Below are 12114 nucleotides of genomic sequence, written 5' to 3'. Positions count from 1 at the left end.
GGATGGCGGCCCCCCGACCCCCCTCGGACCAGGACTGGCGCGGCTTCGCCCGCGCCCTGATCCTATCCGTCTTCGGCGTGTTCGCGGCCTATCTCGCCCTGGCGGTACTGGTCGATCCCTACGATACCGGCCGCTCGACCCTGCTGTCCCGCGGCGCGGTCCGGCCGCAGGGGCCCCGCACCGCATCGGCCGTGCGCGGGCGCGATCCGGCCTTTGCGGGCGCGGTGATCGGCAACTCGCACATCCAGCTCATCGAGCCGGCGACGCTGACCCGGCTCACCGGCATCCCGTTCGTCCAGCTCTCGGTGCCGGCCACCGGTCCGGCGGAGCAGTTCGCACTCCTCGACTGGTATTTGCGGCACCATGCGCGGCCCGCCGCCCTCGTGCTCTCGGCCGACGCGTTCTGGTGCGCGGACGATCCGAGCTTCCCGAGTGAGCATGGGTTTCCCTTCTGGCTGCTCGGCGGCTGGCCCGACTACCTCGGGGGACTCGTGCGCTTCCCGGCCGCGCAGGAGACGATCAACCGCCTCGGCTGGCTCCTGAACCCCCGCCGCAGGAACGCCGCCCCCGATGGCTGGTGGGATTACGAGCGCAACTATCTCGGCCAGGGCTTCGGCATCGATCCCGCCAAGAAGGCCGCCCTGGAGAGGCCCGTAGGCCCCGAGCCCGAGCCGCAGCGTGGCGGCCCGTTCCCGATCGCCGGACGGCTCCGGGCGGAGCTCGCGCGGGTCCCCGCCGAGACGCCGGTGGTGGTGGTCTTTCCGCCGGTCTATGCCCGCGCCGAACCGCCGCCCGGCAGCCCCCGGGCGGCGGCCGAGGCCGCCTGCCGCTCCGAGGTTCGCGCCGCGCTGGCGACGCACCGGTCGAGCACGGTGGTGGATTGGCGCGACGGGCGCCCCGAGGCGGCGGATCCGGACCTGTTCTTCGACCAGACGCATTACCGCCTGGGTCTGGCCCGGCCCCTCACGGCGGAGATCGCCGCCGCGATCGAACGGCTGCGGAGGCCGGTGACAGAATAAAAGCGCTGTAGCGTGGCTTGTTTGCCGCACGCGGCTGGACAGTGGCGGCGCTTTATGGGCCCCGCTTCCGTGTGCGTTGTCGCGATTGGGCACCTCGACTATACGGCACCTCACGTTATCGCCGCGCACCGGCCATCCCCTGGTGGGCGGTCTTACGATCCAGCGAGGGTGACGCATGGCGAAGGTGACTCTGGAGGACGGCTACGTCCCGTCCGACGACGAGCCCTTCATGAATGACCGGCAGCGCGAATATTTCCGACGCAAGCTGCTGGGCTGGAAGAATGACATCCTGCGCGAGGCGCAGGACACCCTCGTCGCGCTCCAGACCGAGAACGAGAACCATCCCGACCTCGCCGACCGGGCATCGTCCGAGACGGACCGGGCGATCGAGCTGCGGGCGCGGGACCGGCAGCGCAAGCTCACCGGCAAGATCGATGCGGCCCTCGCCCGGCTGGAGGACGGCTCCTACGGATTCTGCGAGGAGACCGGCGAACCGATCTCGCTGCGCCGCCTCGATGCCCGGCCGATCGCCACCATGTCCCTCGAAGCCCAGGAACGGCACGAGCGCCGGGAGCGGGTCTACCGCGACGATTAACCGAGCTGCTCCGCCGCCATCCGGAGCCCGCCCTGGCCGACCTCCCCGGCGGGTGCCACCGAACCGGCGCGTGCCGCAGGCGTTCTGCGTCGGACCCTTTTCGTGTCCGGAGAACCGCATGAGACGTCCCCTGATTGCGACGATCGCCGGTGCGGTCGCCGCGCTCGCGCTCGCCGGCTGCGAGCCGGCCAAGCCGGGCCCGGCCGGGCCGGCCGGCCCCAAGGGTGACCAGGGGCCGCCCGGGCCGCAGGGTCCGGCCGGCCTGAACGGGGCGACCGGCGAGCGCGGACCCACTGGCGAACGGGGCCCGTCCGGCGCTGCCGGCCCCCCGGGTCCGGCGGTCAACAGCCAGGTCCGGCTCGACGTCGCCTGCCGTCGCGAGGAGGTGTTGATCGGCGCCTATTGCCGCGGCATGGCGGTGGTACCGTCCGTGACCGTCACGGACGGCGTGTCCACGGTCGGCTGCCTCGACATGACCGCCAAGGCCGCCAAGGATACCCAACCCGTCGCGGTCTGCATGAAGGCGCCATGAGAATCTGGGTCCCTCGCTCGCTGGTCCCCGCTGTCCTGGCCGCGCTGGTCTCCACCGCGGCCGGTGCACAATCGGCCGTGCCCACGGAGCGTGCGGCGATCGACCTCGTGCGCGATCGCCGCACGGCCGCCTTCGCCACGGTGGCCCAGACCCTGGCCTACGCCCAGCGCGTGACCGGCGGCGCCTTCCGGCTCGGCGGGTATCGTCTCGATTATCGACCGGAGGCGCCCTTCGCCCGGGTGCAGATCTGCTATCGCCTCGGGATCGACCCCCCGACCTGCGGGCTCGACTACCGCGTCGCGGTGAACCCGGCCCATGTCGAGCCTTCCGACCGCTACGACGGCCTCACCCGTGACCTGGAGCACGGGCCGCAGGCCTTCCTGCGGGCGCTGGCCCGGGACGTGGATCTCCAGCGCCAGCCGGCGCTCCTGCGGAAGATCCAGGCCGCGCTGGACCCGTACAACCCCTACGACTGGCGGTAGGTTTTCGCTCGGGCTCAGAACAGGCTCGGCCAGCGCAGCAGCCGTTCCGGCCCGAAGGCCGCCACCGGCACCGCCGGGGTTCGGCCGGTGGCGAGGTCGGCCACGATCTCGCCGGTGATCGGGCCGGTGGAGAGGCCGATATGGCCGTGGCCGAAGGCGAAGAGCAGGCCGTCGTGCCGGGGCGCCCGGCCGATCACCGGCATCCCGTCCGGCGTGGACGGGCGGGAGCCGAGCCAGGGCTCGTTGTCGAGGGGACCGCCGAGGCGCAGGGTCCCGGCGGCCTCCCGCGCGGCCGCCTCGATCTGGGTGTGGTCCGGGGCGGCGTGGCGGGCGTTGAGTTCCACCCCCGACAGAACCCGCACCCGGCCTTCGCCCATCGGCGACAGGATCGAGCCCGCCCCTGTGTCGAGGACGGGCCGCGTCAGCGGCGGGCTGTCCGGGTGCAGGGCGTAGTGGCGATGATAGCCCCGCTCGGCCGCCACCGCGAAGCGGTAGCCCAGCGTCCGCGCGATCGCCCCCGAGGCGGCGCCGGCCGCGAGCACCACCTGCCGGGCCCGCACCGCGCCGGTTTCGTGGTCCACGCGCCACCCGTCCGGTCCGGGCGCCAGTCGCCCGACGCTGCCGCGCAGGCGGCGTCCGCCCAGCCCCGCGAACAGCGCTTCGCAGGCCTCGATGAGCCGGCCCGGCTCGCGCACGGAGCCGGTCTCGGTCAGCAGCATCGCCCGGGCGTAGGGACGGACCAGCGCCGGCTCGAGGTCGCGCAACGCCGCGGAATCGAGGATCTCGAAATCCACCCCGTGCCCGGCCAGGATCTCGCGCTCCAGGGCGGCACCCGCGAAGGCGGCCTCGGTCCGGTAGGCCTTCAGCCAGCCCGTGCGCTGAAGCCGGTCGCCCGTCCCGGCCCGGGCGGCGAGGCGCTCGTGGGCGGAATAGGCGGCGCTCGTCAGGGGCAGCAGCGCCCCGGCGGCCCGGCGCCAGCGCGCGGCGCGGGCGCTCGCCAGGAAATGCGCTGTGTAGGGAATGATCCGCGGCAGGTGCGCGTAGCTCAGGCGCAGGCCCCGGTCGGCGTTGCGCAGGTAGGCCGGGAGCTTGCCCCACAGGGCCGGGCTCGACATCGGCAGGATCGAGCCGCGGCTGATCACCCCGGCATTGCCGTAGGAGGTCCGGGCCCGGGCCTCGCCGGGATCGCACAGGACCACGTCGAGGCCGCGATCCCTCAGCGCGATGGCGCTGGCGAGGCCGACCATCCCGCCGCCGATCACCACGATATCGGCCGTCTCGTCCGTCGCCATCGAGCCTCGTCCCGCGCCAAGCGGAGCCTTGTGACGGGTTTTCACGACCCTGGGTAGCGCTCCGGATGCGGCACCCCATGAGTTCGGTGAAGGGCGATTTCCCGGAGCGCCCGCGGCAATCCGGTCCGAGATCGGTTACAGAGCGCATATGACTCTCGTCCGCTTCGCCCCGTCGCCGACCGGCTACCTCCATATCGGCAATGCCCGTCCGGCCCTGCTGAACGCGCTGTTCGCCCGGAGGACGGGCGGGCGCTTCCTGCTGCGCCTCGACGATACCGACGCCGAGCGCTCGACGGAGGCTTTCGCCGATGCGATCCGGGAGGATCTCGCCTGGCTCGGGATCGAGCCCGACCTGTTCGCCCGGCAAAGCGCCCGCAAGGTGCAGCACGATGCCGCCGCGGATCGCCTGCGCGCCGCCGGCCGCCTCTATCCCTGCTACGAGACGCAGGAGGAATTGGAACGCCGCCGCAAGCGCCAGCTCGGCCGCGGCCAGCCGCCGATCTACGACCGGGCGGCGCTCAGCCTCACCGCGGAGGAGCGGGCGGCACTGGAGGCCGAGGGCCGCCGGCCGCACTGGCGCTTCCTCCTGGAGGCGCGGACTGTGGCCTGGGACGACCTCGTCCGCGGGCCCGCCCATGTCGATTGCGCGTCCCTCTCCGACCCGGTGCTGATCCGGGCCGACGGCAGCTACCTCTACACGCTGCCCTCCGTGGTGGACGATGCCGACCTCGGCGTCACCCACGTGATCCGCGGCGAGGATCACGTCACCAATACCGGCGTGCAGGTGCAGATCTTCGCGGCGTTGGGCGCGGCCGTGCCGGTCTTCGGCCACCACAACCTGCTGACCACGGCGGACGGGGAGGGCCTGTCGAAGCGGCTCGGCCACCTGTCGCTGCGCGGCCTGCGCGAGGCCGGCTACGAGCCCGCCGCGGTGCGCTCCCTGGCAGTTCTCACCGGCTCGGCCGAATCCGTGCGGGCGGTGCCCGACCTCGAGACCCTGGCGGGGCTCGTCGATCTCGCCGAGATCTCGCGCGCGCCGGCCCGGTTCGACACGGCGGAACTCGACGGCCTGAATGCGCGCCTCGTCCACGCCATGGACTACGCCGCGGTGGCCGGCCGCCTCGCGGATCTCGGGATTCCGCCGGACCGCGCGGAGGCGTTCTGGCTGGCGGTGCGGGCCAATCTCGGCCGGGTCCCGGAGGCGGCCGCGTGGTGGCGGGTGGTCGCCGGCCCGGTCGAGCCGGTCCTCACCGAGGCGGCGGTGATCACGGCGGCCCGGGAGACCCTGCCGCCGGAGCCGTTCGGACCCGAGACCTGGAAGGCCTGGACCACCGAGATCCGGAGCCGCACGGGGGCCAAGGGCCGGGGGCTGTTCATGCCGCTGCGCCTCGCGCTCACCGGTCTGGAGCACGGGCCGGATCTGGCCGGCCTGCTGCCGCTGATCGGGCGGGACCGGGCGGCGCGGCGGCTGGCCGGCGAACCCGCCTGATCTACGGGGTCTCGGCCTCTGCCAGCGGAGTCGCCAGCAGCTTGTCGACCCGGCGTCCGTCGAGATCCACCACCTCGAAGCGCCAGCCGGCGATCTCGCAGGTCTCGCCCGTCTCCGGCAGGTGCTGGAGCGCCGCGATGACCAGGCCGGCGGCCGTGGCGTAGTCCCGCGACGGCGGGAGCCGCAGCCCGAGCTGGTCGGCCAGTTCATCGGCCGGCATCGAGCCGGCGATCAGCCAGGAGCCGTCGGCGCGGTGCACGGCGTCCGGCTCCGCGGTCCCGAAGCGGAAGGCGCCGGCGATCGCATCGAGGATGTCGGCGGGAGTCAGGAGCCCGTCGAAATGGCCATACTCGTCGTGGACGAGAGCCATCGGCACCGGCGCGGTCCGCAGGGTGTCGAGGGCATCGAGGGCGTCGAGGGTGTCGGGCAGAACCGGCGCCGGGCGCACATGCGCACGCAGGTCGAGGCGCTCCCCCCGCGACAGGGGCCCGAGGAGGTCGCGCACCTGGAGGATGCCGATCATCGCGTCCGGGCCGCCATCGGCCACCGGCAGGCGGGCATGGGGGCTCGCCAGGATCTGGGCCCGCACGGCGTCTGGATCGTCGGACAGGTCGATCCAGACTACGTCGGTGCGCGGGGTCATGACGCCCCGCACCAGCCGATCGCCGAGGCGGAGCACGCCGGAGATCATCGCCCGCTCGCCACCCTCGATGACACCCGCAGTCTCCGCCTCGGCCACGAGGCTGCGGAGCTCCTCCTCGGTGACCGCGCTGGCGCTCTCGGTCTCCTGGCCGATCAGGCGGAACACCGCCCGGGTCGAGGCGTCGAGCAGCCACACCGCGGGCAGGGCCACCTTGGAGACGATCCCCATGCCGGGCGCCACCGCGCAGGCGATCCGCTCCGGGTCGCGCAGGGCGAGGTGCTTCGGGACCAGCTCGCCGATGATCACCGACAGGTAGGTGATCACCCCGATGACGAGGCTGTAGCCCAGCGTGTCGGCCCAGCCCTTGGGCAGGCCGAGGTCGATCAGAACCAGGGCGAGCCGGTCACCCAGCGCCGCCCCCGAGACGACGCCGGACAGGATCCCGATCAGCGTGATGCCGATCTGCACGGTCGAGAGGAACCGCCCCGGCTCCTCCGCGAGGATCAGCGCCGCCTTCGCGCCGGGATGGCGGGCGTCGGCCAGGGCCCGCAGCCGGCCCTTGCGCGCCGAGACCAGGGCCAGCTCAGAGAGCGAGAACACGCCGTTGAGCGCGATCAGCAGGACGACGATGACGAGCTCGATCAGGCCGGATCATTGAGCCGCGTCCCGCGGGGCGGGGGCGGCTTCCTCTGTGGCGCGGGCCTGCAAGATGGGCGCGGGGCGCCGTCCGCGCAACGGCCAAGCCGCGGCTCAGCGCGGGCGCGCCTCGATCAGGGCCGAGTCGAGCAGGAAGCTGCCGTCGGGCTCGATCCGGAAATGGGCGGCGACCTCCACCGGCGCCGAGGCCTGGAGCGCCCGGATCGCCGCGACATGGGCCGCCGGCGTGCGCATCCGGGCGATCCAGCTCGCGAATTCCATGCGCGGCCGGCTGGCCATCACGGCGCCGGGGGCGAAGCCCGCCGCCTCCAGCATGGCGCGCCATTCCGAGACCCGGTAGTCGCGCACGTGCGACGGGTCGCGCAGCAGCTCCACCGCCTGGAGATGCGTGTCGAGCAGCGGGTCCTCGGGCGAGATGATGTCGCAGGCGACCAGCAGGCCCTCCGGCTTCAGCACCCGCCGCGCCTCCGCCAGGGCGGCCGGCACGTCGCGCCAATGGTGGGCGCTGAACCGGGTCAGCACCGCGTCGAAGGCCGCGTCGGGGAACGGCAAGGATTCCGCGGACCCCTGCCGGGTCTCGATAGGGGCGAGGCCGCGGCGGTGCGCCTCGGCGGTGACGGCCGCCAGCATCGCGTCCGAGAGATCGTAGGCGGTGACCGCGGCGCCCGCCGCCGCCGCCGAGAAGGCGACGTGGCCGCCGCCGCAGCCGAGGTCGAGCGCCCGCGCCCCCGGCATACCGCGGAGCAGGCTGCCGATCCGGTCGAGATCGGCGCCGCCGGCATGGACCGCGCTCGCCACGTAGGCCGCCGCCTGCGTGCCGAACTGGTCGACGACGTGGCTGGCATGGTCGCGGGCGCTCATGGATGCCTCTCGGGTTCAGACCGCCAGCGGTGCCAGGCGCGACAACCGAATCGCGATGGCGAGCGCCAGACCGTAGAGGGCCGCCACGAACAGCACCACGCCGGTCCAGCCGGAATGGGCGAAGAACCAGCCGCCGGCGGTGCCGAGCACCGAGGAGCCCAGATAGTACAGGCACAGATAGACCGAGGAGGCCTGCGCCCGGTCACGCCGGGCCCGCCGACCGACCCAGCTGCTCGCCACGGAGTGCGCCCCGAAGAAGCCGACCGTCGTCACCACGATCCCGAAGACGATCAGCAGGATGTTGTCCGATAGGGTCATCAGGATCCCGGCGAGGCCCAGGCCGGTGGCGAGCCAGAGCACCCGCCGCCGGCCGAAGCGGCTGGCGAGTTCGCCGGTCACCGGGCTGCTCACCATCCCGGCGAGGTAGACCGAGAAGATCAGGCCGATCACCGTCTGGCTCAGGGAGAACGGCGGATCGAGCAGGCGGAAGCCGATGTAGTTGTAGATGCAGACGAAGCCGCCCATCAGAAGAAACGCCTCGACGAACAGCCAGGGCAGCCCGGCATCGCGGAAATGGTGGCCGAAGCTGCCCGGCACCTCCCGCCAGGCCATCCGGCGCGCCACGAAGCTGCGCGAGGACGGCAGCCAGCGCCAGAAGGCCAGTGCGGCCACGAGCGCCAGAACCCCGATGGTGGCGAGCCCGGTGCGCCAGCCGACATGGTCGGCCATCACGCCGCTGATCAGGCGGCCGGACATGCCGCCGAGCGCGTTGCCGCCCACCAGCAGGCCCATGGACAGGCCGATGGCCTGGGCGTCCATCTCCTCCGCCAGATAGGCCATGGCCACGGCGGGCAGGCCGCTGGCCGTGAGTCCGCTGAGCGCCCGCAGCGCCAGGAACCCGTGCCACCCCGGGACCAGGGCGGCCACGAGGGTGAGCAGCGCGGAGGCCAGCAGCGAGGCGAGCATCACGGGCTTGCGGCCCCAGACCTCGGAGAGGGGGCTGACCACCAGCAGCGCCACCGCCAGCAGCCCGCAGGGGAGTGACAGGGCGAGGCTGCTCTCGGCCGGAGAGACGCCGAATTCGTCCGAAAAAATCGGCAGCAGGGGCTGCACCGCGTAGAGCACCGCGAAGGTCGAGAACCCGGCGGCGGCCAGCGCCAACGCCGTGCGGCGGAAGACCGGCGTACCCGACCGGATCAGCCGCTCGTCGCTCTCGCTGTCCATCCTGGCCCCGCGCCGCCGATTTCGACCGGTGGTGCGGGGCGGAGCCGCCGGCGTCAACCGCGATCGGCGCAGTCTCGCCCTGCGGCTGAGTCAGCCCGGCGCGCGCGCCGCGCCGGGTCGCTCAGCGCGGCGGGGCCGCCGGCGCCGGACCCTGCTGGAGCAGCGGGGTGATCCGCCGGACCGTGACCCGGCGGTTCTCCCGGGACGGTCCCGGCGTGTTCACCTTCAGGTACTGCTCGCCGTAGCCCTGGGTGGTCAGGTTCTCGGGCGGGACCTGGAACTGCCGGGTCAGCACCGTCGCCACCGACTGCGCCCGACGGTCCGACAGGGACAGGTTGTCGATATCCGAACCGACCGCGTCGGTGTAGCCCTCGATCAGGAAGACCTCCTGCGGGTTGGAGCGGATCGCCCGGTTGATCGCCGCGGCGATCACCGACAGCCGCGCAGCCTGATCCGGCGTGACCGTGAACGAGGCGGTGTCGAAATTGATCGTGTCGATGTCCACCGAGCGCATCCGGGCGCGCAGATCCGGGCTGTAGCGGACCTGGTCTAGGGTATAGCGCCGGTCGATCGCCACGACCGGCGGGGCCGTGAGCGCCTCGTAGACCGCGCCCTCGTCGGCCTGGTCGTACTCCACCACGTAGCGGTCGCGGGGGATGCGGATGTCCGGGGGCGGCAGAACCACCACGTCGTCGTAGATCGGGCGCGGCGGGCCTACATAGCTGTTGTCGATGATCACCACCTCGCGGCCATCGCGAAAACGGCGGTAGCGGCGCAGCATCCGGCCGTCATCGTCCGTGACGGTGACGATCTGCTCGCCCCCCGGCCGGTCGATGAAGCTGTAAAAATCGGCGCCCCGCCGTTCGGAGCGGAAGCCGCGCGGGTCGAGGTCGCGGAACCGCTCGTTCTCGTCGTGGCGGATCAGGTAGCCGTCGCGGTCACGCACGATGATGCGGCCGGGCTCCCGGTAGACGGTGCGGCCGCCCTCGCTGTATTCCCGGCGGTCGCGGCGGACCTGCTCGTAATCGCGCACGTCGTCGTCCTGCCGGAAGCCACCCGGGACGTAGCCGGGCTGTCCCGGGGCGTTCAACGCACCGCGACCGACCGCTCCGGCGGGCCCGTTGGCCGGCGGTTGTCCGGGTTGCGCTGGCCCTGGTGCGGGTGCCGGACCGGGCGGCTGGAACGGTCTGCCCGGCACGCCGGGCGCCATATTCGGCGGAAGCGGCCGACCGGGCTGGGCACCGGGCCCTTCGTTCGCCTGCGGCCGGCTCCCCGGCTGGACCTCTTCGCGTTGGACCGGCCGTCCGGGTACGCCGGGCGCCATGTTGGGCGGGAGGGGCCGCCCGGGCTGGGCCTCGGGGCCGCCGCTCGGCTGCGGCCGGTTGCCCGGCTGCACATCCTCGCGCTGGACGGGGCGTCCGAGCATGCCCGGCGCCGGGTCAGACGGCGCGGGCCGGCCACGCTCGGCACCGGCGCCCGCGTTCGGGCGATCCGGTTCGGGCGCGCCGCGGTCGCGGTCAGGCGACGGGCGGAGCTGCGGCGGAGCCGAGGGCCGCTCGTTGCCCGGCGGCCGAGGCTGCGCGCCCGATCCGCCGTCCCGATCCGGGGCCGGCCGATCCTGGCGCGCCGGCGGGCGTTCCTGGCGCTGCTCTTCCCGCGGCTCCTGCCGACGCTCCTGCTGTTCCCGGGCCGGCAGCGGTGGGGCCGCGGGCCTGGGTTCGGGGGCGCGTGGCCGCTCCGGCGGTTCGGCCTTGCGTGGCGGCGGCGGCTCGGGGTGCTCCCGGGCGGCCGGGGGCGGCGCGGCCCGGTCCGGACGCGGCTCAGGCCGTTCGCGCGCCGCCGGCGGACCCGGTGGTGGGCCGGGCGGCGGGCCGGGGCGTTCCTGCGGCGGCCGGTCCGGACGTGGGCCACCGCGCGGGGGCTCGCCGCCCCGGGGGCCGCGCTCCTCGGGACCGCCCTGTGCCAGCAGAATCGCGCCCGACGCTGCATCGGCGGCGTGGAGGGGCGTCAGCACCGGCAGCACCGTGCCGGTCAGGAGGATCAGTCGCAGGAACCGCATCGAGGCCTCGTATCGGGTGGAGCCGAACACGGGACTCGGTCGTTGGTTCCGCCGAAGCTCCGTTACGGCGTCAGCCGCTGGGGCACCGCGATCACGTTCGGGGCGATGATCCGAACGGCCACGTGATCCGGCTTGGCCAGCACGGATGCGGTCTCGTTCGGCGCCGCCCCGTCCTTCCCGGATTCGGAAGCCATGGCCGCGGCCTCCTCCTTCGTGCCGATTCCGGCGCGCCCGGCGGCGTCGGCCGCGAGTTCCGCCGCGGTCCGGTCGGCCCGGCCCACGAGGGTCAGCCTGACCTTCGGACGGGACAAGGCCTCGGCCTGCATCGGCGTCACGAAGATGTCGCCCTTATGCCGGACCAGCATGCTCTCCGCCTTGACCAGGGACTGCGCCCAGGACTTGCCGTCGGGCTTGCAGGAGCAGTTCGGGACGAATTCCTTGCGAAACTTGAAGGCGTTGGCGAGGCTCGCATAGGCGCGGCTGCCCTTCACCGTGGCGGCGTGCTTCAGGGCATCGTCGCCGTAGGGCATCGAATAGGCCTGCGCCTCCGTGCCGGGGCAGAGCGCCTGGCACATCTCGTCCGCGCCGCCGCGGCCTTCGGGCAGGTTCCGCATCGGGAAGAAGCCCCCGTCGCAGGTCCGCACGCAGACCATCTGCGGGCCGCCGCGGGCGTAGCTTTCCCCGCTCGCCGCATAGGTCTCCCGCGCCGGGCAGGTGGAGGCCACGAGGCTCTGGAGTTCGCGCCGGCGGGTTCCGTCGTCGTCGAACACCGCGCCGCCGTAGGTGGCCTTGAGGGCCCGGATACGCTGCTCGACCGCGCCGCATTGCGGCGGCCGCGTATCGAAGAACAGGAATTTCTCCGTGCAGTTGAGGCCGCGGTAATAGGCTTCCAGCCGCCCGATCTCGTCGTTGAGGGCCCGCGTCGTGCTGGCGCCGTTGTGCAGCGCGGTCAGCTCGGCCCGGTACCGGCGGCATTGAGGTGACGGCAGCTGCGGCGTCGGCCGCATCTCGGCGGCCGGCGGATCGGCCGGCGCCTCCTGCGCATCGGCCGTCGCGAGAAGCGTTGTGGACAGCCCGAGGGCGAGGACCGCGCTCAGGATGAGGCGGCCGAGCGAACGGGCGATCGGGCGGTGAGGCATCGGCTGCATCGCATTGACCGGGTGCGCGGCGCTCCGGAGGCCCCGGGCGTGCGCATCCGCGCTTCGGGACCGAAGCAAAGACATCCTACGCCCCCTCGCAACACCGCGACACCCCTCCTACA

The 12114-nt window shown here is 73.3% G+C and carries 12 protein-coding genes; 6 read left to right on the top strand and 6 right to left on the bottom strand.

The genetic code is table 11. The features are described 5' to 3' along the window. Nucleotides 1–2 precede the first annotated feature (2 nt). From AC3IF1_RS27330 to AC3IF1_RS27315, 4 genes are all read left to right on the top strand, one after another. On the top strand, nucleotides 3–1019 hold the full coding sequence (locus tag AC3IF1_RS27330; protein WP_489220134.1) for a hypothetical protein: 1017 nt from the start codon (nucleotides 3–5) through the stop codon (nucleotides 1017–1019). A 175-nt stretch (nucleotides 1020–1194) separates the two neighbouring features. Beyond that, nucleotides 1195–1614 (top strand): RNA polymerase-binding protein DksA, encoded by a 420-nt coding sequence (dksA, locus tag AC3IF1_RS27325; RefSeq protein ID WP_243972910.1) that lies wholly within the window; start codon nucleotides 1195–1197, stop codon nucleotides 1612–1614. Between the two features lie 118 nt (nucleotides 1615–1732). Beyond that, a complete protein-coding gene (locus AC3IF1_RS27320) occupies nucleotides 1733–2146 on the top strand; it encodes a hypothetical protein (RefSeq protein ID WP_489220133.1) in 414 nt (137 codons plus the stop codon). Then, the gene (locus AC3IF1_RS27315) at nucleotides 2143–2628 is read left to right on the top strand and encodes a hypothetical protein (protein WP_489220132.1); all 486 of its coding nucleotides are present in this window, start codon (nucleotides 2143–2145) and stop codon (nucleotides 2626–2628) included. The genes AC3IF1_RS27320 and AC3IF1_RS27315 overlap by 4 nt, the downstream gene beginning before the upstream one ends. 14 nt (nucleotides 2629–2642) lie before the next feature. Here AC3IF1_RS27315 and AC3IF1_RS27310 read toward each other — a convergent pair whose 3' ends face one another. After that, the gene (locus tag AC3IF1_RS27310) at nucleotides 2643–3920 is read right to left on the bottom strand and encodes an NAD(P)/FAD-dependent oxidoreductase (RefSeq protein ID WP_489220131.1); all 1278 of its coding nucleotides are present in this window, start codon (nucleotides 3918–3920) and stop codon (nucleotides 2643–2645) included. Nucleotides 3921–4068: 148 nt separating this feature from the next. Between AC3IF1_RS27310 and gltX the strand changes: the two genes are divergently transcribed. Then, on the top strand, nucleotides 4069–5409 hold the full coding sequence (gltX, locus tag AC3IF1_RS27305) for a glutamate--tRNA ligase (protein WP_489220130.1): 1341 nt from the start codon (nucleotides 4069–4071) through the stop codon (nucleotides 5407–5409). 1 nt (nucleotide 5410) lies between these two features. Here gltX and AC3IF1_RS27300 read toward each other — a convergent pair whose 3' ends face one another. The 4 genes from AC3IF1_RS27300 to AC3IF1_RS27285 all read right to left on the bottom strand — a co-directional run bounded on the left by AC3IF1_RS27300 (nucleotide 5411) and on the right by AC3IF1_RS27285 (nucleotide 9884). After that, nucleotides 5411–6697, bottom strand: coding sequence for a hemolysin family protein (locus AC3IF1_RS27300; protein ID WP_489220487.1), 1287 nt, complete (start codon nucleotides 6695–6697; stop codon nucleotides 5411–5413). Nucleotides 6698–6802: 105 nt separating this feature from the next. Beyond that, the gene (locus AC3IF1_RS27295) at nucleotides 6803–7570 is read right to left on the bottom strand and encodes a class I SAM-dependent methyltransferase (protein ID WP_489220129.1); all 768 of its coding nucleotides are present in this window, start codon (nucleotides 7568–7570) and stop codon (nucleotides 6803–6805) included. A gap of 15 nt (nucleotides 7571–7585) precedes the next feature. Beyond that, on the bottom strand, nucleotides 7586–8794 hold the full coding sequence (locus tag AC3IF1_RS27290; RefSeq protein WP_489220128.1) for an MFS transporter: 1209 nt from the start codon (nucleotides 8792–8794) through the stop codon (nucleotides 7586–7588). Between the two features lie 121 nt (nucleotides 8795–8915). Next, entirely contained in the window at nucleotides 8916–9884 is a 969-nt protein-coding gene (locus AC3IF1_RS27285; RefSeq protein ID WP_489220127.1) for an OmpA family protein, read from the bottom strand. Nucleotides 9885–10085: 201 nt separating this feature from the next. On the opposite strand from AC3IF1_RS27285, the gene AC3IF1_RS27280 reads away from it, so the two are divergent. Then, on the top strand, nucleotides 10086–10979 hold the full coding sequence (locus AC3IF1_RS27280; RefSeq protein ID WP_489220126.1) for a hypothetical protein: 894 nt from the start codon (nucleotides 10086–10088) through the stop codon (nucleotides 10977–10979). On the opposite strand, the gene AC3IF1_RS27275 is transcribed toward AC3IF1_RS27280, so the two are convergent. Further along, entirely contained in the window at nucleotides 10916–11992 is a 1077-nt protein-coding gene (locus AC3IF1_RS27275) for a DUF2865 domain-containing protein (RefSeq protein WP_489220125.1), read from the bottom strand. The genes AC3IF1_RS27280 and AC3IF1_RS27275 overlap by 64 nt on opposite strands. Between the last annotated feature and the right edge of the window lie 122 nt (nucleotides 11993–12114).

This window comes from Methylobacterium sp. E-012, from assembly GCF_057836545.1.
This window is presented reverse-complemented; position numbering and strand designations above follow the sequence as displayed.

Coding starts and splice junctions, on each gene's coding strand:
- AC3IF1_RS27275 (WP_489220125.1), bottom strand. CDS start 11,992: ATGCCTCACCGCCCGATCGCCCGTTCGCTCGGCCGCCTCATCCTGAGC.
- AC3IF1_RS27290 (WP_489220128.1), bottom strand. CDS start 8,794: ATGGACAGCGAGAGCGACGAGCGGCTGATCCGGTCGGGTACGCCGGTC.
- dksA (WP_243972910.1), top strand. CDS start 1,195: ATGGCGAAGGTGACTCTGGAGGACGGCTACGTCCCGTCCGACGACGAG.
- AC3IF1_RS27330 (WP_489220134.1), top strand. CDS start 3: ATGGCGGCCCCCCGACCCCCCTCGGACCAGGACTGGCGCGGCTTCGCC.
- AC3IF1_RS27295 (WP_489220129.1), bottom strand. CDS start 7,570: ATGAGCGCCCGCGACCATGCCAGCCACGTCGTCGACCAGTTCGGCACG.
- gltX (WP_489220130.1), top strand. CDS start 4,069: ATGACTCTCGTCCGCTTCGCCCCGTCGCCGACCGGCTACCTCCATATC.
- AC3IF1_RS27315 (WP_489220132.1), top strand. CDS start 2,143: ATGAGAATCTGGGTCCCTCGCTCGCTGGTCCCCGCTGTCCTGGCCGCG.
- AC3IF1_RS27310 (WP_489220131.1), bottom strand. CDS start 3,920: ATGGCGACGGACGAGACGGCCGATATCGTGGTGATCGGCGGCGGGATG.
- AC3IF1_RS27320 (WP_489220133.1), top strand. CDS start 1,733: ATGAGACGTCCCCTGATTGCGACGATCGCCGGTGCGGTCGCCGCGCTC.